The sequence below is a fragment of the Pseudomonas sp. Q1-7 genome, assembly GCF_028010285.1.
Taxonomy (GTDB): domain Bacteria; phylum Pseudomonadota; class Gammaproteobacteria; order Pseudomonadales; family Pseudomonadaceae; genus Metapseudomonas.
In genome coordinates, this window is record NZ_CP116304.1 from 1,279,175 (window position 1) to 1,303,389 (window position 24,215).

The 24,215-nt window shown below is 65.1% G+C and carries 24 protein-coding genes; 10 read left to right on the forward strand and 14 right to left on the reverse strand.

The window, feature by feature from the left end; genetic code table 11:
* Nucleotides 1-145 precede the first annotated feature (145 nt).
* Nucleotides 146-1,087 (forward strand): alpha/beta fold hydrolase, encoded by a 942-nt coding sequence (locus PJW05_RS05950; RefSeq protein WP_271410805.1) that lies wholly within the window; start codon nucleotides 146-148, stop codon nucleotides 1,085-1,087.
* A gap of 136 nt (nucleotides 1,088-1,223) precedes the next feature.
* On the opposite strand, the gene PJW05_RS05955 is transcribed toward PJW05_RS05950, so the two are convergent.
* From PJW05_RS05955 to gatC, 5 genes are read right to left on the reverse strand one after another with little or no spacing between them, the layout of a single operon-like run.
* A complete protein-coding gene (locus PJW05_RS05955; protein ID WP_271410806.1) occupies nucleotides 1,224-1,601 on the reverse strand; it encodes a carboxymuconolactone decarboxylase family protein in 378 nt (125 codons plus the stop codon).
* Nucleotides 1,602-1,614: 13 nt separating this feature from the next.
* On the reverse strand, nucleotides 1,615-1,998 hold the full coding sequence (locus PJW05_RS05960) for a septal ring lytic transglycosylase RlpA family protein (protein ID WP_271410807.1): 384 nt from the start codon (nucleotides 1,996-1,998) through the stop codon (nucleotides 1,615-1,617).
* A gap of 52 nt (nucleotides 1,999-2,050) precedes the next feature.
* On the reverse strand, nucleotides 2,051-3,496 hold the full coding sequence (gene gatB, locus PJW05_RS05965) for an Asp-tRNA(Asn)/Glu-tRNA(Gln) amidotransferase subunit GatB (protein ID WP_271410808.1): 1,446 nt from the start codon (nucleotides 3,494-3,496) through the stop codon (nucleotides 2,051-2,053).
* An 11-nt stretch (nucleotides 3,497-3,507) separates the two neighbouring features.
* The gene (gene gatA / locus PJW05_RS05970; protein ID WP_271410809.1) at nucleotides 3,508-4,959 is read right to left on the reverse strand and encodes an Asp-tRNA(Asn)/Glu-tRNA(Gln) amidotransferase subunit GatA; all 1,452 of its coding nucleotides are present in this window, start codon (nucleotides 4,957-4,959) and stop codon (nucleotides 3,508-3,510) included.
* 14 nt (nucleotides 4,960-4,973) lie between these two features.
* Entirely contained in the window at nucleotides 4,974-5,261 is a 288-nt protein-coding gene (gatC, locus tag PJW05_RS05975; protein ID WP_271410810.1) for an Asp-tRNA(Asn)/Glu-tRNA(Gln) amidotransferase subunit GatC, read from the reverse strand.
* Between the two features lie 218 nt (nucleotides 5,262-5,479).
* Here gatC and mreB point away from each other — a divergent pair, with 218 nt between their 5' ends.
* From mreB to tldD, 8 genes are all read left to right on the forward strand, one after another.
* A complete protein-coding gene (mreB, locus tag PJW05_RS05980; RefSeq protein WP_103102876.1) occupies nucleotides 5,480-6,517 on the forward strand; it encodes a rod shape-determining protein MreB in 1,038 nt (345 codons plus the stop codon).
* A gap of 80 nt (nucleotides 6,518-6,597) precedes the next feature.
* Complete coding sequence (gene mreC, locus PJW05_RS05985) at nucleotides 6,598-7,572, forward strand: rod shape-determining protein MreC (protein ID WP_271412178.1); 975 nt, start codon at nucleotides 6,598-6,600, stop codon at nucleotides 7,570-7,572.
* Nucleotides 7,572-8,060 (forward strand): rod shape-determining protein MreD, encoded by a 489-nt coding sequence (gene mreD / locus PJW05_RS05990; RefSeq protein WP_271410811.1) that lies wholly within the window; start codon nucleotides 7,572-7,574, stop codon nucleotides 8,058-8,060. The genes mreC and mreD overlap by 1 nt, the downstream gene beginning before the upstream one ends.
* A gap of 51 nt (nucleotides 8,061-8,111) precedes the next feature.
* On the forward strand, nucleotides 8,112-8,702 hold the full coding sequence (locus PJW05_RS05995) for a Maf family protein (RefSeq protein ID WP_271410812.1): 591 nt from the start codon (nucleotides 8,112-8,114) through the stop codon (nucleotides 8,700-8,702).
* Between the two features lie 9 nt (nucleotides 8,703-8,711).
* Nucleotides 8,712-10,169 carry a ribonuclease G gene (gene rng / locus PJW05_RS06000; RefSeq protein WP_271410813.1) on the forward strand — a complete coding sequence of 486 codons (1,458 nt, stop codon included), beginning with the start codon at nucleotides 8,712-8,714 and terminating at the stop codon, nucleotides 10,167-10,169.
* A 32-nt stretch (nucleotides 10,170-10,201) separates the two neighbouring features.
* The gene (locus tag PJW05_RS06005; protein ID WP_271410814.1) at nucleotides 10,202-13,996 is read left to right on the forward strand and encodes a YhdP family protein; all 3,795 of its coding nucleotides are present in this window, start codon (nucleotides 10,202-10,204) and stop codon (nucleotides 13,994-13,996) included.
* Nucleotides 13,997-14,052: 56 nt separating this feature from the next.
* Nucleotides 14,053-14,907 (forward strand): carbon-nitrogen hydrolase family protein, encoded by an 855-nt coding sequence (locus tag PJW05_RS06010; RefSeq protein WP_271410815.1) that lies wholly within the window; start codon nucleotides 14,053-14,055, stop codon nucleotides 14,905-14,907.
* The gene (gene tldD / locus PJW05_RS06015) at nucleotides 14,904-16,346 is read left to right on the forward strand and encodes a metalloprotease TldD (RefSeq protein WP_271410816.1); all 1,443 of its coding nucleotides are present in this window, start codon (nucleotides 14,904-14,906) and stop codon (nucleotides 16,344-16,346) included. Before PJW05_RS06010 ends, tldD begins: the two co-directional genes overlap by 4 nt.
* Before the next feature lie 18 nt (nucleotides 16,347-16,364).
* Here tldD and yjgA read toward each other — a convergent pair whose 3' ends face one another.
* Nucleotides 16,365-16,886, reverse strand: a complete 522-nt coding sequence (gene yjgA / locus PJW05_RS06020) for a ribosome biogenesis factor YjgA (protein WP_271410817.1) — start codon at nucleotides 16,884-16,886, stop codon at nucleotides 16,365-16,367.
* Between the two features lie 147 nt (nucleotides 16,887-17,033).
* On the opposite strand from yjgA, the gene pmbA reads away from it, so the two are divergent.
* Entirely contained in the window at nucleotides 17,034-18,380 is a 1,347-nt protein-coding gene (gene pmbA, locus PJW05_RS06025) for a metalloprotease PmbA (protein ID WP_271410818.1), read from the forward strand.
* A gap of 345 nt (nucleotides 18,381-18,725) precedes the next feature.
* On the opposite strand, the gene PJW05_RS06030 is transcribed toward pmbA, so the two are convergent.
* The 8 genes from PJW05_RS06030 to lptC all read right to left on the reverse strand — a co-directional run bounded on the left by PJW05_RS06030 (nucleotide 18,726) and on the right by lptC (nucleotide 24,214).
* The gene (locus tag PJW05_RS06030) at nucleotides 18,726-18,998 is read right to left on the reverse strand and encodes an HPr family phosphocarrier protein (RefSeq protein WP_044872096.1); all 273 of its coding nucleotides are present in this window, start codon (nucleotides 18,996-18,998) and stop codon (nucleotides 18,726-18,728) included.
* A 16-nt stretch (nucleotides 18,999-19,014) separates the two neighbouring features.
* A complete protein-coding gene (rapZ, locus tag PJW05_RS06035) occupies nucleotides 19,015-19,872 on the reverse strand; it encodes an RNase adapter RapZ (RefSeq protein ID WP_271410819.1) in 858 nt (285 codons plus the stop codon).
* 9 nt (nucleotides 19,873-19,881) lie between these two features.
* Nucleotides 19,882-20,346: a PTS IIA-like nitrogen regulatory protein PtsN gene (ptsN, locus tag PJW05_RS06040; protein ID WP_271410820.1), complete on the reverse strand. Its 465-nt coding sequence runs from the start codon at nucleotides 20,344-20,346 to the stop codon at nucleotides 19,882-19,884.
* A 13-nt stretch (nucleotides 20,347-20,359) separates the two neighbouring features.
* The gene (gene hpf / locus PJW05_RS06045) at nucleotides 20,360-20,668 is read right to left on the reverse strand and encodes a ribosome hibernation-promoting factor, HPF/YfiA family (protein WP_016490962.1); all 309 of its coding nucleotides are present in this window, start codon (nucleotides 20,666-20,668) and stop codon (nucleotides 20,360-20,362) included.
* 84 nt (nucleotides 20,669-20,752) lie between these two features.
* Nucleotides 20,753-22,249 (reverse strand): RNA polymerase factor sigma-54, encoded by a 1,497-nt coding sequence (locus PJW05_RS06050; RefSeq protein ID WP_271410821.1) that lies wholly within the window; start codon nucleotides 22,247-22,249, stop codon nucleotides 20,753-20,755.
* Between the two features lie 147 nt (nucleotides 22,250-22,396).
* A complete protein-coding gene (gene lptB / locus PJW05_RS06055; RefSeq protein ID WP_271410822.1) occupies nucleotides 22,397-23,122 on the reverse strand; it encodes an LPS export ABC transporter ATP-binding protein in 726 nt (241 codons plus the stop codon).
* The gene (gene lptA, locus PJW05_RS06060; RefSeq protein ID WP_271410823.1) at nucleotides 23,122-23,658 is read right to left on the reverse strand and encodes a lipopolysaccharide transport periplasmic protein LptA; all 537 of its coding nucleotides are present in this window, start codon (nucleotides 23,656-23,658) and stop codon (nucleotides 23,122-23,124) included. Before lptA ends, lptB begins: the two co-directional genes overlap by 1 nt.
* Nucleotides 23,645-24,214 (reverse strand): LPS export ABC transporter periplasmic protein LptC, encoded by a 570-nt coding sequence (lptC, locus tag PJW05_RS06065; RefSeq protein ID WP_271410824.1) that lies wholly within the window; start codon nucleotides 24,212-24,214, stop codon nucleotides 23,645-23,647. The genes lptA and lptC overlap by 14 nt, the downstream gene beginning before the upstream one ends.
* Nucleotide 24,215 lies beyond the last annotated feature (1 nt).

Sequence of the window (24,215 nt, forward strand, 5' to 3'; positions counted from 1 at the left end):
TGGGGAAAACGAGCGGGCAGGGTGCGGGACGCGCGGCTGCTTGGCACCGCTGCCTGAAGGGGCGGACACATCCTAGGTTGGGCGCGGCCGCTCGGGCCACGTGCTGTGATAGGCCCTCGACAACAACCATCACGAGGTGCCCCGCATGTCCGCATCCAGCCTGCCGCTGTCGCCACCGCTCGCCGTCGGTTTTGCCCGCCTGGGCTTCGGCTCCCTGCCGCTCGACCGCCTCAAGGCGCGCTACGCCAGCAGCGACAGCGGTTCGCGTTTCATCGAGCTGGATGGCTTCAACGTCCACTACCGCGATGAAGGCAGTCGCGACAAGCCCGCCCTGGTGATGATCCATGGTGTGGTCGCATCCCTGCACACCTGGGACGACTGGGTCGAGGCCTTCGCTCCCCACTACCGCATCATCCGCTTCGACGTGCCGGGCTTCGGCCTCACCGGGCCCAAGCGCGACGGCGACTATTCGGCCGAGCGCATGATCGGCGTCCTCGGTCTGCTGCTGGATTACCTGGGCATCGCCAAGGCCGCTATCGCCGGCAATTCCCTGGGCGGCTACATCGCCTGGAACTTCGCCCTGTCCCAGCCGCAACGGGTGGACCGGCTGGTACTGATCGACCCGGCCGGCTACCCGATGCGCAAGGTGCCCTGGATGATCGCCGCCGCCGCGCTGCCCGGCGCCACCCTGGCCATGCCGCTGTGGATGCCGCGCGCGCTGATCGCCCAAGGTATCAAGGAGGTATACGGCGAACCGGGGCGGATCAAACCCGGGGTGGTGGACCGCTACTACGACCTGAGCCGCCGGCCGGGCAACCGCCGGGCGATGATGGACATCTTCCGCGTGCTGTTGAAGGTCAACCGCGAGGAACTGCAAGGCAGCGGCCAGCGCGTGGCACAGATCAAGACGCCGACCCTGCTGCTCTGGGGCGAGAAGGACCGCTGGATCTCGCCGAAGCACGTGCCGCTGTGGCAGCGCGACCTACCGGGCATCCAGGTGAAAACTTACCCCGGCGTGGGGCATATCCCCATGGAAGAGATTCCGCTGCAGAGTGCGGCGGATGCGATGCGCTTTCTGTTGGGCTGAATGGCGCCGGCGCCTTTCCCTCGCCCCAATCCTCGCCCTGGGGGAGAGGGACGCCGTATGACGTGCGGGACGGGCCAGTGATGCCAGCGGGGTGCATCCAGCCTACCGGCTGCCGGTAGGCTTCGGTGGTGAGCGTTCAAGCCTTCTGGTAGTCGTCGATAACTTCCTGGGCGGCGCGGAAGGCGTCAATGGCGGCGGGGACACCGGCGTAGACGGCGCAGTGCAACAGGGCTTCGCGGATTTCCTCCACCGTGCAGCCGTTGTTCAGCGCGCCGCGGACATGGCCTTTCAGCTCCTGCGGGCATTTCAGCGCGGTAAGGGCAGCCAGGGTGATCAGGCTGCGGGTCTTGCGCGGCAAACCGTCGCGGTTCCATACACCACCCCAGGCGTGTTCGTTGACGAAGTCCTGCAGCGGTTGGCTGAACGCGGTGGCATTGCCCAGGGCACGGTCGACGAAGGCGTCGCCCATGACCTCGCGGCGCACCTGCAGGCCGGATTTGCGTTCTTCGCTCATTGTGATGCTCCAGTCAGTCGAGGGATTCCACGCGCACCGGCGCCACGCCGGCGCGCAGCATGCCCAGGCGTTCGGCGGCTTCCCGCGAGAGGTCGATGATGCGGCCGCGAATGTGGGGGCCGCGGTCGTTGATGCGCACCACCACGGTGCGGTCGTTTCTGAGGTTGGTCACTTTCACCCGGGTGCCGAAGGGCAGGGTGCGGTGGGCCGCCGTCAGCGCATGCTGGTCGAAGCGCTCGCCACTGGCGGTGCGCCGACCATGGTGGCGGGAACCGTAATAGGAAGCCTTGCCTTCGGCGCTGTAGCCGTGGCCGGACTCGCCGCCGCCGAAGGGGCTGGTGCTGCAGCCCGCGAGGAACAGGGCGAGGAACGGGAGCCAGTACAGGGAACGGAGCATGGAAGTACCTCGGACAAGAAAACGCCGGGCAAGCCCGGCGTTGTCATCGGGATCAGCTTTCGAGCTTCTTCTTCAGCAGTTCGTTCACTTGACCCGGATTGGCCTTGCCCTTGGAGGCCTTCATCGCCTGGCCGACGAAGAAGCCGAACATCTTGGCGCGCTTGGCTTCGTCGCTGGCGCGGTACTGCTCGACCTGGGCGGCGTTGGCGGCCAGAACCTCGTCCAGCATGGCCTCGATGGCACCGGAGTCGGTGACCTGCTTCAGGCCCTTCTTCTCGATGATCTCGTCGGCGGAACCCTCACCGGCGGCCATCGCCTCGAAGACCATCTTGGCGATCTTTCCGGAAATGGTGTTGTCCTTGATGCGCAGGATCATGCCGCCCAGCTGTTCGGCGGACACCGGCGATTGCTCGATCTCCAGGCCGTCCTTGTTGAGCAGGCTGGCCAGCTCGACCATCACCCAGTTGGCGGCCAGCTTGGCGTCGCCGCAGACCTTCTGCACCGCTTCGAAGTAGTCGGCCATCTCACGGCTGGCGGACAGCACGCTGGCGTCGTAGGCGGATAGGCCGAACTCACTCTGGAAGCGCTCGCGCTTCTGGTTCGGCAGCTCCGGCAGGCCGGCACGCACTTCATCGAGGAAGCGCTGCTCGATCACCACCGGCAGCAGGTCGGGGCAGGGGAAGTAACGGTAGTCGTTGGCTTCTTCCTTGCCGCGCATGGAGCGGGTCTCGTCCTTGTTCGGGTCGTACAGGCGGGTTTCCTGCACGACCTTGCCACCGTCCTCGATCAGCTCGATCTGGCGCTGGATCTCGTGGTTGATGGCCTTCTCGATGAAGCGGAAGGAGTTGACGTTCTTGATCTCGGCGCGGGTGCCGAATTCGGCCTGGCCCTTGGGGCGCACCGACACGTTGCAGTCGCAGCGCAGCGAGCCCTCGGCCATGTTGCCGTCACAGATGCCGAGGTAGCGCACCAGGGCATGGATCGCCTTGACGTAGGCCACGGCTTCCTTGGCGCTGCGGATGTCCGGCTCGGAGACGATCTCCAGCAGCGGGGTGCCGGCACGGTTCAGGTCGATGCCGCTCATGCCGTGGAAGTCTTCGTGCAGGCTCTTGCCGGCGTCCTCTTCCAGGTGCGCGCGGGTGATGCCGATGCGCTTGACGGTACCGTCTTCCAGGGTGATGTCGAGGAAGCCCTTGCCGACGATCGGCAGGTCCATCTGACTGGTCTGGTAGCCCTTGGGCAGGTCCGGGTAGAAGTAGTTCTTGCGGGCGAAGACGTTCTTCTCGGCGATCTCGGCGTCGATGGCCAGGCCGAACTTGCAGGCCATGCGCACGGCTTCTGCGTTCAGCACCGGCAGGGTGCCGGGCATGCCGAGGTCAACCAGGCTGGCCTGGGTGTTGGGCTCGGCGCCGAAGGTGGTGGCGCTGCCGGAGAAGATCTTCGATTGGGTGCTGAGCTGTGCGTGGATTTCCAGCCCGATCACTGTTTCCCATTGCATGTTCGTGTTCCTCAGAATCCGGCCGGGGCTTGCTTGTGCCAATCGGTCGCCTGTTGGTACTGGTGGGCGACGTTGAGCAAGCGGCCTTCCTGGAAGTAGGGCGCCAGCAGCTGGACGCCGACCGGCAGGCCATCGACGAAGCCGGCGGGCATGGAGAGGCCCGGTAGACCCGCCAGGTTGGCGGTGATGGTGTAGATGTCTTCCAGGTACTGGGCGACCGGGTCGTTGTTCTTTTCGCCGAGCTTCCAGGCCGGGTTGGGCGTGGTCGGGCCGAGGATCACGTCGACTTCGCCGAAGGCGGCCATGAAGTCGTTCTTGATCAGGCGGCGGATCTTCTGCGCCTTCAGGTAGTAGGCGTCGTAGTAGCCGGCGGAGAGCGCGTAGGTGCCGACCATGATGCGGCGCTTCACTTCATCGCCGAAGCCTTCGGCACGGGAGCGCTTGTACAGGTCTTCCAGGTTCTGCGGGTTCTCGCAGCGGTAGCCGAAGCGCACGCCGTCGAAACGCGACAGGTTGGAGGAGGCTTCCGCCGGGGCGATCACGTAGTAGGCCGGAATGGCGTGCTGCATGTTCGGCAGGCTGACTTCCTTGACGCTGGCGCCGAGCTTTTTCAGCTCCTCCACCACGGCCAGCACGGCATCGGCGATGCGGCTATCGAGGCCGGCACCGAAATACTCTTTTGGCAGGCCGATGCGCAGGCCGGCCAGGGGCTGGTTCAGGGCGGCGAGGTAGTCATCCACGGGGGCATCGACGCTGGTGGAGTCCTTCGGGTCGAAACCGGCCATGGCGCCCAGCATCAGCGCGCAGTCCTCGGCAGTGCGGGCCAACGGGCCGCCCTGATCGAGACTGGAGGCGTAGGCGATCATGCCCCAGCGGGAAACCCGGCCGTAGGTGGGCTTGATGCCGGTGAGGTTGGTGAATGCGGCCGGCTGGCGGATCGAGCCGCCGGTGTCGGTGCCGGTGGCAGCGGGCACCAGGCGCGCGGCCACAGCCGCGGCGGAGCCGCCGGAGGAGCCACCGGGCACGCGGTCCAGGGCCCAGGGGTTCTTCACCGCGCCATAGTGGCTGGATTCGTTGGAGGAGCCCATGGCGAACTCGTCCATGTTCAGCTTGCCGAGGCTGACGGCGCCGGCGGCCTTTAGGCGGGCGACCACGGTGGCATCGTAGGGGGCCTTGAAGCCGCTGAGGATCTTCGAGGCGCAACTGGTCAGCACGCCTTCGGTGCAGAACAGGTCCTTGTGGGCGATGGGGGCCCCGAGCAGGGCGCCCTGCTCACCGGCGGCGCGCCGTGCGTCGGCCGCCTTGGCCTGGGCGATGGCCGGTTCGTCGGTGATGCTGATGAAGCTGTTCAATTGCGGATCGAGCTGGTGGATGCGTGCCAGCAGGTTGCGGGTCAGCTCTTCGGCGGAGAATTCCTTGGCGGAGAGGCCACGGGCGATCTCGGCGAGGGTCAGTTGATGCATGGGAAACCCTTTCCTTATTCGATGACTTTAGGCACGAGGTACAGGCCGTCCTCGACAGCCGGTGCGATGGCCTGGTAGGCGTCGCGGCGGTTTTCCTCGGTGACGCTGTCGGCGCGCAGGCGCTGGGTGGCGTCCAGCGGGTGGGCCATGGGCTCGATGCCGTCGGTGTCGACCGCCTGCATGGCGTCGATCAGGCCGAGGATGTTGTTCAGGGTCTCGGTGGTACGCGGGATATCGGCCTCGTTCAGGCCCAGTCGGGCGAGATGGGCGATTTTTTCCACGTCGGAGCGTTCAAGCGCCATCGGGGGTCTCCAACTAGAAGCGGCCTGCGTGGGCAGTCGACCGTGCGGGAATCGAGCGGGGAACGGTGCTGCGAACGGGCGGTCAAAGGCCGCGATGATGGGCCTTGACGGCCCGGAAAAACAGGCAATTTAACATATCGGCGCCTTGCCCAAAATCCCTGTCATTGTTAGAGTTTGCCGCACTTTTTTACCCACGCGTTGCCTAGGGTCCCTCTCCCATGTTCAAGAAACTGCGTGGCATGTTTTCCAGCGATCTGTCGATCGACCTGGGCACTGCCAATACCCTTATTTATGTGCGCGAGCGCGGTATCGTCCTCAACGAGCCTTCCGTGGTCGCCATTCGTAACCACGGCAACCAGAAGAGCGTGGTCGCCGTAGGCACCGAGGCCAAGCGCATGCTCGGTCGTACTCCGGGCAACATTTCCGCGATCCGCCCGATGAAGGATGGCGTGATCGCCGACTTCAGCGTCTGCGAGAAGATGCTGCAGTACTTCATCAACAAGGTGCACGAGAACAGCTTCCTGCAGCCCAGCCCGCGCGTGCTGATCTGCGTGCCCTGCAAGTCCACCCAGGTGGAACGTCGCGCCATCCGCGAATCCGCCCTGGGCGCCGGCGCCCGTGAAGTCTTCCTGATCGAAGAGCCCATGGCAGCCGCCATCGGTGCCGGCCTGCCGGTGGAAGAAGCCCGCGGCTCGATGGTCGTCGACATCGGTGGCGGCACCACCGAAATCGCCCTGATCTCGCTGAACGGCGTGGTCTACGCCGAGTCCGTGCGTGTTGGTGGCGACCGCTTCGACGAATCCATCGTCACCTACGTGCGCCGCAACTACGGCAGCCTGATCGGCGAATCCACCGCCGAACGCATCAAGCAGGAGATCGGCACCGCCTACCCGGGCGGCGAGATCCGCGAGATAGACGTTCGCGGCCGCAACCTGGCCGAAGGTGTTCCGCGCAGCTTCACCCTGAACTCCAACGAAGTGCTGGAAGCCCTGCAGGAGTCCCTGGCGACCATCGTCCAGGCGGTGAAGAGCGCCCTCGAGCAGTCCCCGCCGGAGCTGGCGTCCGACATCGCCGAGCGCGGTCTGGTGCTGACCGGTGGTGGCGCGCTGCTGCGCGACCTGGACAAGCTGCTGGCCCAGGAAACCGGCCTGCCGGTGATCGTTGCCGAAGACCCGCTGACCTGCGTCGCCCGTGGCGGCGGCCGCGCCCTGGAGATGATGGACCGTCACGCGATGGACCTGCTCTCCACCGAGTAAGGGGGAGAGCGTCGCAGCCATAGGAGCGGGCCATCAAGCCGCTATTCACTAAGGGACCTTCGCTCGGCGTGCGCCTGCTGGTGTTTGCCGTGCTCTCGGCCGCGCTGATGGTGGTCGACGCCCGTTTCGACACCTTGAAGCCCATGCGCAGCCAGATGGGCCTGGTGCTGACGCCGTTCTACTGGTTGGCCGATCTGCCGGTGCGCGTCTGGGGTGGTGTCAGTGACCAGTTCACCAGCCGCAGCACCCTGATCGCCGAGAACGAGAAGCTCAAGGCCGAGGCGCTGCTGATGCAGCGCCGCCTGCAGAAGCTGGCTACCCTCACCGAGCAGAACGTGCGCCTGCGCGAGTTGCTCAACTCCGCCGCGCTGGTGGATGAGAAGGTGCTGGTGGGCGAGTTGATTGGCGTCGATCCCAACCCGTTCACCCACCGTATCCTGATCGACAAGGGTGAGAAGGACGGCGTGTTCCTCGGCCAGCCGGTGCTCGACGCGCGCGGCCTGATGGGCCAGGTGGTGGAGGTCATGCCCTACACCGCCCGCGTCCTGCTGCTGACCGATACCACCCACAGCATTCCGGTGCAGGTGAATCGCAACGGCCTGCGCGCCATTGCCAGCGGCACCGGCAACCCGGAACGCCTGGAGCTGCGCCACGTGGCCGACACCGCCGACATCAAGGAGGGCGACCTGCTGGTCAGCTCCGGGATGGGGCAGCGCTTCCCTGCCGGTTATCCGGTGGCCACGGTCAAGGAAGTCATCCACGACTCCGGCCAGCCCTTCGCCATCGTTCGCGCGGTGCCCACCGCCGCGCTGAACCGCAGTCGCTACATGCTCCTGGTGTTCAGCGATCCGCGCAGCCCGGAAGAACGTGCCAACGACGCTGCCGAGGCCCAGGAAGCGGCCGACCGCGAGGCCGCAGCGCAGCCCACTCCTGCGGATGCAGGCGTTTCCGCAATCCCGCCCCAGGCGTCACCGGCACCGGCCAGTGCCCCCGCGGCCGCTCAGGCCGCGCCGAACAGACCACCCGCCGCGCCAAACGCCCAGGAGAGTCATTGATGGTCGGCCTGCGCAGCAACAACGGTTGGGTCATCTGGCTCAGCCTGATCTTCGCCCTGGTGCTCAGCGTCGGGCCGGTTCCCAGCTTCATGGAGATCGGCCGGCCGCTCTGGCTGGCGCTTTTCCTCACCTACTGGACCCTTGCCCTGCCACATCGCGTGGGCATGACCACGGCCTGGGTGCTGGGCCTGGCGGAAGATGTGCTCTACGGCACCCTGCTGGGACAGAATGCCCTGATTCTCGCCCTGATCACCTTCCTGGTGCTGACTCTGCACCAGCGCCTACGGATGTTCCCCATGTGGCAGCAGTGCCTCGTGCTGCTCGTGGTTTTTGGCCTGGCCCAGCTGGTGCAGCTGTGGCTCAATGCCCTTACCGGTAATCGTCCCCCGACCCTGGTCTTCCTGCTGCCCGCACTGGTCAGCGCGTTGCTCTGGCCTTGGGTATACGCCGCCCTGCGCGGTACGAGTCGCCGCCTCAACGTCAACTGATCGGCTTGCGGCCCTGTCGCAAGCCTCTGTCTTCGACAGGGAGAAGTCCGCATGGCCACGCTGTACCTGGCTTCGGGGTCGCCGCGCCGGCGTGAGCTGCTGGCGCAGATTGGCGTTCCGCATATCACCCTGCGCGCTACCGTCGACGAAACCGTGCGTCCCGCCGAGGCCGCGCCCGCTTATGTCGAGCGACTGGCCCGGGAAAAGGCCCTGGCTGGCCTTGCCAGTCTGGCGGAGGCCGCTGAGGCCTGTGTGCTGGGCGCGGATACCGCGGTGGTACTGGATGGCCGCATCCTCGGCAAGCCGGCCGATCGCGACGACGCCCTGGCCACCCTGGAACAGCTGTCCGGCCGCGAGCACGAGGTGCTCACTGCTATCGCCCTGGCCGATGCGAATCGCTGCGAGGTGCGGGTGGTGGCCAGTCGGGTCCGCTTCCGTCCCATTACTCGCGCTGAACGGGAAGCCTACTGGGCCAGCGGCGAGCCCGCCGACAAGGCCGGCAGCTACGCTATTCAGGGGCTGGGTGCGGTTTTCGTCAGCCGCGTCGAGGGCAGTTATTCAGCGGTAGTGGGATTGCCGCTGCTGGAAACGGCGGAAATCCTCGCCGGTTTCGGCATTCCTTGTTGGCAGCACCTGGGATAGGTCAACGGCATGAGCGAAGAGATTCTGATCAATATCACGCCGATGGAATCGCGCGTGGCGGTGGTGGAAAACGGCGTGTTGCAGGAAGTGCATGTCGAGCGCACCCTGCGTCGCGGCATCGTCGGCAACATCTACAAGGGCAAGGTGGTGCGGGTATTGCCGGGCATGCAGGCGGCGTTTGTCGACATCGGCCTGGACCGCGCGGCCTTCATCCACGCTTCGGAGATCAGCAACCGCGAAGGCAGTGCCGTCGAGAGCATCAGCGCCCTGGTGCACGAAGGGCAGAGCCTGGTGGTGCAGGTCACCAAGGACCCCATCGGCAGCAAGGGCGCGCGCCTGACCACCCAGCTGTCGATCCCCTCGCGCTACCTGGTGTACATGCCGCGCACCAGCCATGTGGGCATATCCCTGAAGATCGAGGATGAAGCCGAGCGCGAGCGCCTCAAACAGGTGGTGGCCGACTGCATCGCCACCGAAGGCATCGAGGAAACCGGCGGCTTCATCCTGCGTACGGCCGCCGACGGTGCCCGGGCCGACGAAATCCTCGTCGACATCCGCTACCTGCGCCGCCTCTGGGTGCAGATCTCCGCGCAGATGCAGACCGCGCCCGCGCCCTCGGTCATCTACGAAGACCTCAGCCTGGCCCTGCGCACCCTGCGGGACCTGGTGAACCCGCGCATCGAGAAAATCCGCATCGACTCGCGGGAAACCTTCCAGAAGGTCACCCAGTTCGTCGACGAGCTGATGCCGGAAATCGCCGACCGCCTGGAGCACTACCCCGGCGAGCGGCCGATCTTCGATCTCTACGGCGTCGAGGACGAAATCCAGAAGGCCCTGGAGCGCAAGGTGCTGCTCAAGTCCGGCGGCTACCTGATCATCGACCCCACGGAGGCGATGACCACCATCGACGTCAACACCGGCGCCTTCGTCGGGCACCGCACCCTCGAGGAAACCATCTTCAAGACCAACCTCGAGGCGGCCACCGCGATCGCGCGCCAACTGCGTCTGCGCAACCTGGGTGGGATCATCATCATCGACTTCATCGACATGGAAGATGAGGAGCACCAACGCCAGGTGTTGCGGACCCTGGAGAAGCAGCTGGAGCGCGACCACGCCAAGACCAACATCATCGGCATCACCGAACTTGGCCTGGTGCAGATGACCCGCAAGCGTACCCGCGAGAGCCTGATTCAGGTGCTGTGCGAGCCCTGTTCCTGCTGCCAGGGCCGTGGCCTGCTGAAGACCGCGGAAACCATCTGCTACGAAATCTTCCGCGAGATCCTGCGCGAGGCCCGCGCCTACCAGGCGGAGGGTTACCTCGTGCTGGCCAACCAGAAGGTGGTGGACCGGTTGCTGGATGAAGAATCGGGGAACGTCGCCGATCTGGAAGCCTTCATCGGGCGCCCCATCAAGTTCCAGGTGGAAACCATGTATTCCCAGGAACAGTACGACGTGGTCCTGCTCTGAGGCGCTGAGTGGAAAACTTCGCCGGTTGGTTGATGCGCCTCCTGCGCTGGTCGTTGGGCACTTGTGCCCTGTTGCTGGTGTTGGCGGCGCTTTATGTCAGTCTTGGGCGCGAACTGCTGCCCCTGGCGGCCGAGTACCGTGCCGAGGTGGAGTCCAAGGCCGCCGCGGCGCTGGGCCGGCCGCTGCGGATCGGCGCCCTGGAAGGTCGCTGGCAGGTGTTCTCACCGCTGCTGATCGCCCACGACGTGCAGCTGGGGGAGGGTGACGATGCCCTGCGCCTGGATGAGATTCGCGTGCGGCCCGACGTGCTCGGCAGCCTGCTGGCAAGGCAGCCACGCATCGCCCGCCTCGAGCTGGATGGCGTACAGCTTGGCCTGAGCCAGGACGAAGCCGGGAAATGGCAGCTGGAAGGGTTCGCCGCCGGTTCCGACAAGCCTCCGCCTGGCCCCCGGCAACTGCGTGACCTGCTCCAGCAGGTCGGCCGGGTGTCGGTGTTGAACGGCCAACTGATCCTGAAACCTCACGGGCAGGAAGCGAGCCGTTTCACCCAGGTCAACCTCAGCCTGAGGGCCAGCGGCAGCCGCCAGCGGCTGGATGGCCGCCTGGCCCTGCCCGATGGGCAGCCCCTGGCTCTTAGAGTGCGCACCCGGCTCAACCTCGATGCCTGGCTGCAGGGGAGCGCCGAGATCTATCTCAGCCTTCCGCAAACCGATTGGGCGCGCTGGCTGCCGGCCAGCCTGACCCGCGACTGGCATCTGCAGCGCCTGCAGGCCGGCGGCGAGTTCTGGGGCGAATGGGCGAAGGGAGGCTTGCAGCGGGTCGTCGCCAGGCTGCACGTGCCCGAAGTCCGCGGCGCCTACGCCGAGCGCAAGGCGGTCAGTCTCGCCAACCTGGGAGTGAACGCCTACTTCACCCGCACCGGGGAGGGATTCCAGGTCCTGCTTGACTCCCTTGCCGCGAACATCGGCGAGACGCGCTGGGGCGAGGCTCACCTGCGTCTGGATCACCGGGCCGGCGAGCAACCGGAATGGCACCTGAGCGCCGACCGCCTGGATATCGCTCCCCTGTTGCCGGTGGTGAAGGCCCTGGTGCCCCTGCCCGAGCAGGCCGCCGCCGTGGTGGCGGGCCTCAAGCCCAGGGGCGCTCTGCGCAACCTCAACCTGCATTACCGGCCCCGGCAGGAGGGCGCTGGGCGCCTGGCGTTCAGCAGCAATCTGGAGGCCGTCGGTTTCGCCGCCTATCGCGGTGCGCCTGCGGCCGAGAACGTCAGTGGCAGTCTCGCGGGCGATTTGCAGCAGGGTGAACTGCGCCTGGACTCCACCGATTTCGCCTTGCATCTGGACCACCTCTTTCCCAAGCCCTGGCGCTACCGGGAGGCGCGCGCCCGGCTGACCTGGCGCCTGGACGACAGTGCCTTTACCCTGGCCAGTCCCTACATGCGCCTGGAGGGTGAGGAGGGCGACATCGCCGGCGACATGCTGATCCGCCTGATGCGCGATCCCGAGGCGGAGGACTACATGGATCTGCGAGTCGGCCTGCGCAACGGCGATGCCCGTTACACCGAGAAGTACCTGCCGACTCGCTCGCCGGGGATGAGTCCCGCCCTGGCCAAGTGGCTGAAGGACGCGATCAAGGGTGGAACGGTGGATGAGGGCTTCTTCCAGTACCAGGGGTCTCTGGTCCAGGGCGCCGTGGCGCAAGCTCGCTCCCTCAGCCTGTTCTTCAAGGTGCGCGATGCCCGCCTGGCCTATCAGCCCGGCTGGCCGGAGCTGCGCGAGGCCCGTGGTGAAGTCTTTGTCGAGGACACTGGCGTACGCGTCCGGGTGCCGGACGGTCGCATCCTCGACAGCCGGGTGAGCGACGCCGAGGCCGATGTTCCCCATGTTGAGCCCGGCGAGGTGCCGCGCCTGCTGCTGAATGCGCAACTGGACAGCAGCTTCACCGACGGTCTGAAGATCCTCCAGGATGCCCCGATGGGCACGGCGGATATCTTCGCCGGCTGGCAGGGCCAGGGCACCCTGGACGGCAGCCTGAAGCTGGATATACCGCTGGAGAAGGGGCTCCCACCCCAGGTCGTGGTGGACCTCGAAACCCGCGATGCGCAATTGAATATCCCCCGTCCCGCGCTGTCCTTCACCCGGCTCAGGGGGGTGTTTCGCTACGACACGGCCAAGGGGCTGAGCGCCCGGGATATTCGCGCCCAGGCCTTCGGTCGCGAGGTCCGCGCCAGGGCCAGGGCTGAAGGCCGCGGGGGCCAGGCCCGCTCACGCATCCTTGCCAACGGCAGCATTGCTCTGACCGAGCTCACCGCCTGGCTCGGCGTCACCCGGCCGCTGCCGGCATCTGGGCTTCTGCCCTACAGCCTGGACCTGACCTTGGACGGCAAGGACAGCCTGCTGCGTATCGATTCGACCCTGAAGGGACTGGCGATCGACCTGCCGGCGCCCTTTGGCAAGTCGGCCGGCGCGAGTCGTGATACCAACTGGCGCATGACCCTGGACGGCGACGAACGGCGCTACTGGCTCGACTATGGTGGACTCGCCAGCCTGGCCCTGGCGGCGCCTGTGGGCAAACTAGACGACGCACGCGGCGAGCTGGTGCTGGGGGGCGCGTCGGCGCGCTTGCCGGGAGAACAGGGGCTGCGAGTTCGTGGCCGGGTCGAGGAGCTGGACGTCGCGCCGTGGCTGGCGCTGGCCAAGCAGTACATGGACAAGGATGGCGCCGAGCAAGCCCGCATGCTGCGTAGCGTCCGCCTGGACATCGGCCGGTTCAAGGGCTTCGGCATGAGCCTGGACAACCTCAGCGCCAGCCTGCGACGCTCCGCGGGGACCTGGAACCTTGGTCTGGACAGCGCCCTGATGCAGGGCAACGTGACGCTGGCGGATACCCGGGATGCACCCATCGACATCCGTCTGAAGCAGCTGCGCTTGCCCAAGCCGCCGGAGAACGATGCCGAGGCGGATGCCAAGCCCGATCCGCTGGCGGGTGTCGACCCGCGCCAGGTGCCGGCGCTGGATGTGCGCATCGACCAGGTCGTGCTGGGTGACTCACCCCTGGGCAGTTGGTCCTTCAAGGCGCGGCCCAATTCCAGGGGGGTGGGTTTCAGTGACTTGGATCTCGACCTCAGGGGGCTGAAGATCCACGGCAATGCCGGTTGGGAGGGTACCGAAGCCAGCAGCAGTTCCTGGTACAAGGGGCGGATGGAGGGCAAGAACCTCGCGGATGTGCTCAAGGCCTGGAACTTCGCGCCCTCGGCCACCAGCCAGCGTTTTCGCCTGGACGCCGACGGGCGCTGGCCGGGGTCGCCAGCCTGGGTCAGCCTCAAGCGTTTCTCCGGCACCCTGGATGCCGCCTTGCGCAATGGCCAGTTCGTCGAAGTGGAGGGAGGCGCCCAGGCGCTGCGGGTGTTTGGTCTGCTTAACTTCAACTCCATCGGCCGGCGCCTGCGCCTGGACTTTTCCGACCTGCTCGGCAAGGGCCTGGCCTATGACCGGGTCAAGGGGGTACTGGCGGGCAGCGACGGACGTTTCGTCACCCGTCAGCCCATAACCGTGCAGGGGCCATCCAGTAGCCTGGAACTGGACGGCACCCTCGATCTCGCCGCCGATCGCATGGACGCCAAGCTGCTGGTGACTCTGCCGGTGACCAACAACCTGCCGTTGGCCGCGCTGATCGTCGGTGCGCCGGCCATTGGTGGCGCGCTGTTCGTGGTGGACAAGCTGTTGGGCGACAAGGTGGCGCGTTTCGCCAGCGTGCAGTACAGGGTTGAAGGTTCGTGGAAGAATCCCAAGATCACCTTCGACAAGCCTTTTGAAAAGCCGCGTTGAAGCGAGCCGGCGTGGCTTGGGTTAGCATGCATCCCATGCCTTGTGCGGAGATTACGATGTCCCTTGCCGTGATTCAGATGGTCAGCCAGGACGATGTCCTGGCCAACCTTGCCAGTGCCCGGCGCCTGCTGGAACAGGCCGCCGAAGGCGGCGCGCGCCTGGCGGTGCTGCCGGAGAACTTCGCCGCCGTCGGTCGCCGTGACCTGGCCGAACTGGGCCGCGCCGAGGCGCACGGGCAGGGCCCGATCCTGCCCTGGCTGCGCCAGGCGGCCCGCGACCTGAAACTGTGGATAGTCGCCGGTACCCTGCCGCTGCCGCCCGATGGGCGGCCCGACGCGCGTCCCCATGCCTGTTCGCTGCTGATCGACGAGCACGGTGAGCGGGCGGCGCGCTACGACAAGATCCACCTGTTCGATGTCGACGTCACCGACAATCGTGGCCGCTATCGCGAGTCCGATGACTATGCGCACGGTGCCCGAGTGGTCGTGGCCGACACGCCGGTCGGCCGGCTGGGCCTGACCGTCTGCTACGATCTGCGCTTTCCTGAACTCTATGGCGCACTGCGCGAGGCGGGCGCCGAGCTGATCAGTGCGCCGTCGGCCTTCACCGCCGTCACCGGTGCGGCGCACTGGCAGGTGTTGGTGCGTGCCCGCGCCATCGAAACCCAGTGCTACCTGCTGGCGGCCGGGCAGGGCGGCCTGCACCCCGGCCCGCGCGAAACCTTCGGCCATTCGGTCATAGTCGACCCCTGGGGCCGGGTCATGGCCGAACACGCCCAGGGTGAGGCCGTGCTGCTCGCCACCCGCGACGTGGACGAGCAGGCGGCGATCCGCCAGCGCATGCCCGTGAGCATCCACAGAAGATTCATGACGCCGGCCGCTCCCGGGCCGGCGCGTACGGAGAAGTTATGAGCGACCTCTTGTTATCCGTCAGCGAGCAGTTGCTGGCGCCCGGCGACCTCAGCATCGAGCAGTTGCCGGAGATCCTCGGCGAGCTGGCGGGCCCCGGCATTGATGCCGCTGACCTGTATTTCCAGGGGCAGGTGTCCGAGTCCTGGGTACTGGAAGACGGCATCGTCAAGGAAGGCAGTTTCCATCTCGACCAGGGCGTTGGGGTGCGTGCCCAGTCCGGCGAGAAGACCGGTTTCGCCTACAGCAATGCCATTACCGCCGAGGCCCTGCGCCAGGCCGCGCGTGCCGCTCGGTCGATATCCCGCGCCGGGCAGGAAGGTCGGGTACAGGCCTTCGCCAGCCCGCAGATCACTCGGCTCTACGACTCCAGCAGTCCGCTGGATGTGATCAGCCGTGCCGAGAAGGTCGAACTGCTCAAGCAGGTCGATGCCGCCACTCGTGCCCTGGACCCGCGCATCAAGCAGGTCACCGTGAGCATGGCCGGGGTCTGGGAGCGTATCCTCATCGCCGCCAACGACGGCAGCCTGGGCGCCGATGTGCGTCCGCTGGTGCGTTTCAACGTCAGCGTGATCGTCGAACAGAACGGGCGCCGTGAGCGCGGCGGTCACGGTGGTGGTGGGCGTACCGACTACCGTTACTTCCTTCAGGAAGACCGCGCCATGGGCTATGCCCGCGAGGCGTTGCGCCAGGCGTTGGTCAACCTGGAAGCGGTTCCCGCCCCGGCCGGTACCCTTCCCGTGGTAATGGGCGCGGGTTGGTCCGGCGTCCTGCTGCACGAGGCCGTGGGCCATGGCCTGGAAGGGGACTTCAACCGCAAGGGCAGCTCGGCCTACAGCGGCCGCATCGGCGAGAAGGTCGCCTCCAGCCTGTGCACCATCGTCGACGACGGTACTTTGGCCTATCGCCGCGGCTCCCTCAGCGTCGACGACGAAGGCACACCGACCCAGTGCACCACGCTGATCGAGAACGGCGTGCTCAAGGGCTACATGCAGGACAAGCTCAACGCCCGCCTGATGAAGGTGGCGCGCACCGGCAACGGCCGTCGCGAGTCCTATGCGCATCTGCCGATGCCGCGCATGACCAATACCTACATGCTGGCCGGCAAGAGCGACCCGCAGGAGATCATCGCCTCGGTGGAGCGCGGCCTCTACTGCGCCAACCTTGGCGGCGGCCAGGTGGACATCACCAGCGGCAAGTTTGTCTTCTCCACCAGCGAGGCCTACCTGATCGAGAACGGCAGGATCACCGCACCGGTGAAGGGCGCCACGCTGATCGGTAACGGGCCCGAGGCCATGAGTCGGGTGTCCATGGTCGGTAACGACCTGGCGCTGGACAGTGGCGTAGGCACTTGCGGCAAGGATGGTCAGTCGGTGCCGGTAGGCGTGGGCCAGCCGACCCTGAAAATTGATGCGATCACGGTGGGAGGAACGGGGGCCTGATGGCGGCCCCGGGCAGGATCAGCGCAGGCCGCGCTTGGATTCGTCCAGGTCGCGGATGTACTTGAACACCTTGCGCGCGGCGGCTGGCGGTTTGTTGTGAGCTGCTTCGTGCTGGGCATGGCGGATCAGGCCGCGCAGGTGCTGGCGGTCGGTGTCCGGGTAGTCGGCGACGAAGCTCTCCAGGGCGGCGTCGCCACCCTCGATGAGGCGATCGCGCCAGCGCTCCAGGGCGTGGAAGCGTTCGTTATATTCGCGGGTGGAGCTGTCGAGCTGGTCGATCAGGCTGACGATGGCCTCGATGTCCTGCTCGCGCATGAGCTTGCCGATGTACTGGATGTGCCGTTTGCGGGCGACGTGGGCCTTGTGCTTCGGCGCTTCGGCCAGGGCTTTCTGCAGGGCGTCGGAGAGCGGCAGCTTGGCCAGCACGTCGGGCTTGAGGGTGGTCAGGCGCTCACCGAGCTCCTGCAGCGCGTGCAGCTCGCGTTTGACCTGGGATTTGCTCTTCTCTCCGGAGAAGTCGTCGTCGAAGAATTCAGGCATGGGGGTGGTCCAGTGGGAAACGCCGCCATGATAACCAGTCGGGGCCGCCTTGTCCGGCCCGGCTGGCACCGCCGGAGCGCGGTACGTACGGCTGGGGGGCGTCATGCTCGTCCCGCCGTGTCGAAGCATTTATGAACTGGAGTGGCTATGAGTGAAGTAGAAGTGGTCGGCCCGGAAGCATTGCCGGAACTGCAGGCGCGGGTCGAGCGCATCCTTGCCGAAGCCCGACGCCAGGGCGCCAGCGCCTGCGAAGTGGCTGTTTCAGTGGAGCAGGGACTGTCCACCACCGTTCGCCAGGGCGAGGTGGAAACGGTCGAATTCAACCGTGATCAGGGCTTCGGCATCACCCTGTACGTCGGGCAGCGCAAGGGGTCGGCCAGTACCTCTGCCAGCGGCGGGGATGCGATTCGAGAAACCGTCGCTGCAGCCCTGGCTATCGCCAGGCATGCCTCCGAGGACGAATGCGCCGGCTTGGCCGATGCGGCGCTGATGGCCCGCGACCTGCCGGAACTCGACCTCTACCATCCCTGGGCGATCACCCCGGAGCAGGCGGTGGAGCAGGCGCTGATTTGCGAAACAGCGGCGTTCGAGACTGACAAGCGCGTCAGCAAGGCTGACGGCACGACCCTCAATACCCATCAAGGCTGCCGGGTCTACGGCAACAGCCATGGCTTCGTCGGCGGCTATGCCAGCACCCGGCACAGCCTCAGCTGCGTGATGATCGCCGAGGCCCAGGGCCAGATGCAGCGCGACTACTGGTACGACGTCAGCCGCATCGGCAGCCAACTGGCCGACCCGCTCAGCATCGGCCGGCGCGCCGCCGAGCGAACAGCGGCGCGGCTGGGCGCACGCCCGGTGCCGACCTGCGAGGTGCCGGTGCTGTTCGCCGCCGAGCTGGCCACCGGCCTCTTCGGCAGCTTCCTCGGCGCCATTTCCGGCGGCAACCTGTACCGCAAGTCGTCGTTCCTCGAAGGCGCCCTGGGCCAACGGCTGTTCCCGGAATGGCTGTCCATCGACGAACGCCCGCACATTCCGCGTGCCATGGCCAGCGCGGCCTTCGACAATGACGGCCTGGCGACTTACGCCAAGCCTTTCGTCGAGAAAGGCGAACTCGTCTCCTACATCCTCGGTACCTATTCCGGGCGCAAACTGGGCCTGCCCAGCACGGCCAATGCCGGTGGTGTGCACAACCTCTTCGTCAGCCATGGCCAGGAAGACCAGGCGGCGCTGCTGCGGCGCATGGGGCGTGGCCTGCTTGTGACCGAGCTGATGGGGCAGGGGTTGAATATGGTGACCGGCGATTACTCCCGTGGAGCCGCTGGTTATTGGGTGGAGAACGGCGAGATCCAGTTCCCGGTTCAGGAGGTGACCATCGCCGGTAACCTGAAGGACATGTTCCGTCAAATTGTTGCAATCGGCAGCGATCTCGAGCTGCGCGGCAATATCCGCACCGGTTCGGTCATGATCGAACGAATGACGGTCGCCGGTAGCTGATCGATTCAATGCCTCTCGAACGCGCGCCCCCGGGCGCGTGATTCATTGCTGGCCGATGGCTGTACTTTGGGCCGGCTTGCACTGCGCTGTTACGGGTGGTCATTGCGCTTGAAATTCAAGATGATTTGAATGCTGGCGTGCCTGATCGATTCCATGATCAGTCGTTCAACGACGACTGGCGCTGACAGGCCAGGCCGCGCACTCGCTCTCGATGATTCCTGGTTTAGCTAACGCTTCATCGCCACAGCGGCAGCAACGTTCCAAGGTTGGCTCCTGCCCGCCTGGCGTGCGCGAGAGGCCTCTCCCGCCAACTGCTGGATGCTGCTGGCCGGGTGCGGCCGGCGCTCATTCGCCTTCGTCGAATTTGTTGTTGATCAGCTCGATCAGTGCATTGAGGGCGTCGTCATCCTGCTCACCCTCGGTGTGCAGATGAATGGGCGTGCCTTTGCCAGCGGCCAGCATCATTACCGCCATGATGCTCTTGCCATCCACCAGGCTCTCGGGAGAACGGCCCACGCGAATCTGGCAGGGGAAACGGCCGGCTACGCCGACGAACTTCGCCGCCGCCCGGGCGTGCAAGCCGAGCTTGTTGATGATGGTGATCTCGCAGGCGGGCATCGCGTTTCCAATCCTTCTAACTGAGGTCGCGGTGGCGAACCTGGACATTCTTCAAGCTGGGTTTCAATGCCGCGCCAAGGCGTTCCGCGATGTAGACCGAACGGTGATGTCCGCCGGTGCAGCCGATGGCAATGGTGACATAGGCGCGATTGCTGGCGGCGAAGCGCGGCAGCCATTTGTTCAAGTAGCCGAGGATATCCTGATACATCTCCTCGACGTCCGGTTGACTCGCAAGGTACTCGGCGACTGCCGGCTCCAGTCCTGAATGGTCGCGCAGCTCCGGCTTCCAGTAAGGATTGGGCAGGCAGCGCACGTCGAACACCAGGTCGGCGTCCACGGGCATGCCGCGCTTGAAACCGAAGGACTCGACCAGGAACGCGGTACCGGGTTCCGGCTGGTTCAGCAGGCGCAGCTTGATGCTGTCACGCAGCTGATAGAGGTTGAGGTGGGTGGTGTCGATCTTCAGGTCGGCGAGATCGGCAATGGGGGCCAGCAGGACTTCTTCGTCCTGGATGGCTTCGGCCAGGGAGCGATCGTTGGTGGTCAGTGGATGGCGCCGACGCGTTTCGGAGAAGCGCTTGAGCAGGGTGTCATGGTCTGCGTCGAGGTAAAGCACATCGCATTTGATGTGGCGACTGCGCGCCTCGATGAGCAGTTCGGGAAAGCGCTGCAACTGGCTGGGCAGGTTGCGCGCGTCGACGGACACGGCCACTTTGGGTTCCAGTAGCTCGGTGTGCAGCAGCGCCCGTTCGGCCAGTTCGGGAAGCAGGCCGGCGGGCAGGTTATCGATGCAGTAGAAACCGTGGTCCTCGAGAACATCGAGGGCGGTGCTTTTGCCCGATCCGGAGCGACCGCTGACGATGATCAGGCGCATGCGGGAATCCTAGCGTCCGCTCTGTACGTCCACGACCACCTGATACAGGCTGGTGCTGTCGGGAGCCTCGCGCAGGCGCTCACGCACATCGCTGCGATCGAGCATACTGGCGATCTGGCGCAGAAGTTCAAGATGTTCATCGGTAGCGGCCTCCGGGACCAGCAGGACGAACAGCAGGTCAACCGGGGCGCCGTCGATGGCGTCGAAATCGACTGGAGCATCAAGGCGCAGCACGGCGCTGATGGGCGACATGCAGCCGGTGAGGCGACAGTGGGGAATGGCAATGCCGTTGCCGAATCCGGTGGAGCCGAGCTTTTCCCGGGCTACCAGGCTTTCGAAGACATCCTGGTTGTCGAGGTCGGGAAGATCACGGGCGACCAGCTTGGCAATCTGTTCCAGTACACGTTTCTTGCTGCCACCCGGCACGTTCACCAGGGAACGGCCGGGGGTCAGGATTTGCTCGAGTCGGATCATAGAGGGGAGAGGGTCAGCGGGCAGTGGCACCCTGCTGGCGGTTCAACTGCTTTTCCTTGTGCTTGATCAATTGGCGATCGAGCTTGTCGGTGAGCAGGTCGATGGCGGCATACATGTCTTCATGCTCCGCATTGGCAACGACTTCGCCGCCGGCGATGTGCAAAGTGGCTTCGATTTTCTGTTTGAGTTTCTCGACCTGCATGATCACCTGTACGTTGGTGATTCGGTCGAAATGGCGCTCCAGACGGTCGAATTTCTCGACAACGTAGTTGCGCAGGGCGTCGGTCACATCCAGTTGATGTCCACTGATGTTGACTTGCATACCGCGTTCTCCTTATTGCCCGTGTAGAAGAGACAGGCTAACGGGCCTGCCACCGGAACACTTTGGCGTGGGTCAATATCCGCGTCACATCAGTCGCTTTCGTTCGCTGGAAGGCGCTATCCCAAGGGATTCGCGATACTTGGCTACTGTGCGACGGGCCACTTGAATGCCCTGTGCCTCCAGTAAACCAGCGATCTTGCTGTCACTCAACGGCTTTTTCGGATTTTCCGCTGCGACCAGTTTCTTGATGATGGCGCGGATCGCGGTAGACGAGCATTCGCCGCCTTCCGAAGTACTGACGTGGCTGGAGAAGAAGTACTTCAGCTCGTAGATTCCGCGGGGTGTGTGCATGTATTTCTGGGTGGTCACGCGCGAGATGGTTGACTCGTGCATGCCCACGGCTTCAGCGATGTCGTGCAGGACCAGGGGTTTCATCGCCTCTTCGCCGTATTCGAGAAAGCCGCGCTGGTGCTCGACGATCTGGGTGGCCACCTTCATCAGGGTTTCGTTGCGGCTCTGCAGGCTCTTGATGAACCAGCGCGCCTCCTGCAACTGGTTGCGCATGAAGGTGTTGTCGGCGCTGGAGTCCGCGCGGCGGACGAAGCCGGCGTAGTGAGGATTGACACGCAGGCGCGGCACGGCTTCCTGGTTCAGCTCCACCAGCCAGCGTTCGTTGTGCTTGCGAACGATGACGTCAGGTACGACGTACTCGGGCTCGCTCGCTTCGATCTGCGAGCCGGGGCGTGGATTCAGGCCCTGGATCAGTTCGATGATCTGGCGCAGCTCGTCCTCCTTGACCTTCATGCGCCGCATCAACTGGGTGTAGTCGCGGCCGCCCAGCAGGTCGAGGAAATCGCTCGCCAGTCGTTGTGCCTCGGTCAGCCATGGGGTTCCCGGGGGCAGTTGGCGCAGTTGCAGGAGCAGGCACTCGCGCAGGTCGCGGGCACCGATACCGGCGGGCTCGAACTGCTGGATTCGGTGGAGGACGACTTCGACCTCGTCCAGTTCGATACCGAGTTCGGGGTCGAAGGCATCGACGATCTCCGCCAGTGACTCCTCAAGGTAGCCGTCGCTGTTGATGCAGTCGATCAGGGTGACCGCGATCAGGCGGTCGGTATCGGACATGGGCGCCAGGTTGAGTTGCCAGAGCAGGTGGCTCTGCAGGCTCTCACCGACCGAGGTGCGCGAGGTGAAGTCCCATTCGTCGTCATCGTTGCTCGGCAGGCTGCTGGCACTGGTCTGGTAGACGTCTTCCCAGGCGGTGTCGACGGGAAGTTCGTTAGGAATGCGTTCGTGCCACTCGCCATCTTCCATGGCTTCGGCATTGGTCTCGACGCTGGACTCCTGGAAGCTGACCTCCTGGCTGCCGGGATTGGGCAACTGATCGCCTTCGGCCATGGGGTCGGAGGTGTCGAAGTCGTCGCCATCCTCCTGCCGCTCGAGCATCGGGTTCGACTCCAGCGCTTCCTGGATCTCCTGTTGGAGGTCCAGGGTGGAGAGTTGGAGCAGGCGGATGGCCTGTTGCAGCTGAGGGGTCATCGTCAGCTGCTGGCCCATCTTGAGGACTAGCGATGGTTTCATGGCAGAGGGCTTAGCACCTTATTCGCCGGCGCTCGCGCGCCATCCACTACAGGGCGCCGAGGCGCCACCAGGAAGCAAATTATATGCCTGACCTTGAAGGATTTGCCTAGCTCGCGCAAGTCGCCTTGTAGGCGCGGTCGCGCGAAACTACAGGCGGAACTCGTGGCCTAGGTAGACTTCCTTCACCAACTGATTGGCCAGGATGGCTTCCGCATTGCCTTCGGCGATCAGCTGTCCATCGCTGACGATGTAGGCGGTCTCGCAGATGTCCAGGGTCTCGCGGACGTTGTGGTCGGTGATGAGCACACCGATCCCCTTGGCCTTGAGGTGATGGATGATCTGCTTGATATCGCCCACGGAAATCGGGTCCACGCCGGCGAAGGGCTCGTCCAGCAGGATGAACTTGGGGGCGGTGGCGAGGGCGCGGGCAATCTCCACGCGACGGCGTTCGCCACCCGACAGGCTCATGCCGAGGCTGTCACGAATGTGGCTGATATGGAATTCCTGCAGCAGACTTTCCAGCTCTTTGCGGCGTGCGGCGCGGTCGAGGTCCTTGCGGGTCTCGAGAATCGCCATGATGTTGTCCGCCACGCTGAGCTTGCGGAAAATCGAGGCTTCCTGCGGCAGGTAGCCAATGCCGGCGCGGGCGCGGCCGTGCATGGGCTGGTGGGTGACGTCCTGCTGGTCGATGAGAACGCGCCCCTGATCGGCCTTGACCAGGCCGACGATCATGTAGAAACAGGTCGTCTTGCCCGCGCCGTTGGGGCCGAGGAGGCCGACGATCTGGCCGCTGTCGATGGACAGGCTGACGTCGCGAACCACCTGGCGGCTCTTGTAGCTCTTGGCGAGGTGCTGGGCTTTGAGAGTCGCCATTACTGTGCTTTCTGCTCTTTTTTCTTCGGCTGGATGACCATGTCGATCCGTGGGCGCGGCGTGGTCACGTTGCTGCCGGTGGCGCGGCCCGCGTTGACGATCTGGCGTTGGGTGTCATAAACGATTTTTTCGCCTTCGAAGGTATTGCCTTCCTGAACCACCTTGGCCTGGTCGAGAAGGATGATGCGCTCGTTGGCGGCGAAGTACTGGATGGTCAGGCCGTAGGCTTTGACGATTTCCTTGTCCACAGCGGGCCTTTGCTCGTAGTAGGCGGGTTTGCCCACCGAGGTAAAGACTTCGACGTCGCCATTGGCGTCCTGGGTGATGGTGACGGTGTCGCCGGTGATCTTCAGGGTGCCCTGGGTGATCACGACGTTGCCGCGGTACACCGCGACACCCTGTTTGTCATCGAGCTCGGCGCTGTCGGCCTGGACGCGGATCGGTTGGTCGCGGTCCGTGGGCAGTGCCCAGGCGGTAGCACTTCCGAGTGCGGTGCCCAGGCTGAGCAACAGGGGGAGGGTATTAACGAACCTCATGCTGACCTCTTACGTTGGACTGCAGGAGCATCCTGCCGTCATTCAAGTACGCTTTCATTCCTTGTGCCGTGGTCACCCCATTGGCCGCGTCGATTCTAACGGCTTGCTGGGTCTGCGCATATTCCTCGTCGGGGAACACGGTCAGGCGGCTGGTAGTCAGGATGGTCGGGCGCCCCTTGGCGTCAGTGCGGGCCACCCTGACCTTGTCGATCAGTTCGACCTGCTTGCCTTCGGGGCCCACCTCGCCACGCTCGCTCTGCACGTGCCAGGGGTAGGCGGTTCCGCGGTGCAGCAGGAGGTCGGGGTTGGTCAGCAAGGTGACATCGGTCGCCTTGAGGTGTTCGAGGCGCTTGGCGGTCATTTCGTAGTTGAGCTTGCCATCGGGCTGGAACTGGGTGCTCTTGCCGTTCTCGACGTAGAAGTCGATGGCATTGTCGTTGCGCTGGGCGGAGGTCCGGTCCATGAAGCTTTCCGGACGGATGTTCCAGTAGCCGAGGGCGATGAGCAGCGCCACGACGGGTGTCAGGATCAGGGCCAGGCGAAGGTTCTTGGGCATG

Excerpts from the sequence above, each read along its gene's own strand:
- PJW05_RS05950 (WP_271410805.1), top strand. The coding sequence starts at position 146 with ATGTCCGCATCCAGCCTGCCGCTGTCGCCACCGCTCGCCGTCGGTTTT.
- PJW05_RS05955 (WP_271410806.1), bottom strand. The coding sequence starts at position 1,601 with ATGAGCGAAGAACGCAAATCCGGCCTGCAGGTGCGCCGCGAGGTCATG.
- PJW05_RS05960 (WP_271410807.1), bottom strand. The coding sequence starts at position 1,998 with ATGCTCCGTTCCCTGTACTGGCTCCCGTTCCTCGCCCTGTTCCTCGCG.
- gatB (WP_271410808.1), bottom strand. The coding sequence starts at position 3,496 with ATGCAATGGGAAACAGTGATCGGGCTGGAAATCCACGCACAGCTCAGC.
- gatA (WP_271410809.1), bottom strand. The coding sequence starts at position 4,959 with ATGCATCAACTGACCCTCGCCGAGATCGCCCGTGGCCTCTCCGCCAAG.
- gatC (WP_271410810.1), bottom strand. The coding sequence starts at position 5,261 with ATGGCGCTTGAACGCTCCGACGTGGAAAAAATCGCCCATCTCGCCCGA.
- mreB (WP_103102876.1), top strand. The coding sequence starts at position 5,480 with ATGTTCAAGAAACTGCGTGGCATGTTTTCCAGCGATCTGTCGATCGAC.
- mreD (WP_271410811.1), top strand. The coding sequence starts at position 7,572 with ATGGTCGGCCTGCGCAGCAACAACGGTTGGGTCATCTGGCTCAGCCTG.
- PJW05_RS05995 (WP_271410812.1), top strand. The coding sequence starts at position 8,112 with ATGGCCACGCTGTACCTGGCTTCGGGGTCGCCGCGCCGGCGTGAGCTG.
- rng (WP_271410813.1), top strand. The coding sequence starts at position 8,712 with ATGAGCGAAGAGATTCTGATCAATATCACGCCGATGGAATCGCGCGTG.
- PJW05_RS06005 (WP_271410814.1), top strand. The coding sequence starts at position 10,202 with ATGCGCCTCCTGCGCTGGTCGTTGGGCACTTGTGCCCTGTTGCTGGTG.
- PJW05_RS06010 (WP_271410815.1), top strand. The coding sequence starts at position 14,053 with ATGTCCCTTGCCGTGATTCAGATGGTCAGCCAGGACGATGTCCTGGCC.
- tldD (WP_271410816.1), top strand. The coding sequence starts at position 14,904 with ATGAGCGACCTCTTGTTATCCGTCAGCGAGCAGTTGCTGGCGCCCGGC.
- yjgA (WP_271410817.1), bottom strand. The coding sequence starts at position 16,886 with ATGCCTGAATTCTTCGACGACGACTTCTCCGGAGAGAAGAGCAAATCC.
- pmbA (WP_271410818.1), top strand. The coding sequence starts at position 17,034 with ATGAGTGAAGTAGAAGTGGTCGGCCCGGAAGCATTGCCGGAACTGCAG.
- PJW05_RS06030 (WP_044872096.1), bottom strand. The coding sequence starts at position 18,998 with ATGCCCGCCTGCGAGATCACCATCATCAACAAGCTCGGCTTGCACGCC.
- rapZ (WP_271410819.1), bottom strand. The coding sequence starts at position 19,872 with ATGCGCCTGATCATCGTCAGCGGTCGCTCCGGATCGGGCAAAAGCACC.
- ptsN (WP_271410820.1), bottom strand. The coding sequence starts at position 20,346 with ATGATCCGACTCGAGCAAATCCTGACCCCCGGCCGTTCCCTGGTGAAC.
- hpf (WP_016490962.1), bottom strand. The coding sequence starts at position 20,668 with ATGCAAGTCAACATCAGTGGACATCAACTGGATGTGACCGACGCCCTG.
- PJW05_RS06050 (WP_271410821.1), bottom strand. The coding sequence starts at position 22,249 with ATGAAACCATCGCTAGTCCTCAAGATGGGCCAGCAGCTGACGATGACC.
- lptB (WP_271410822.1), bottom strand. The coding sequence starts at position 23,122 with ATGGCGACTCTCAAAGCCCAGCACCTCGCCAAGAGCTACAAGAGCCGC.
- lptA (WP_271410823.1), bottom strand. The coding sequence starts at position 23,658 with ATGAGGTTCGTTAATACCCTCCCCCTGTTGCTCAGCCTGGGCACCGCA.
- lptC (WP_271410824.1), bottom strand. The coding sequence starts at position 24,214 with ATGCCCAAGAACCTTCGCCTGGCCCTGATCCTGACACCCGTCGTGGCG.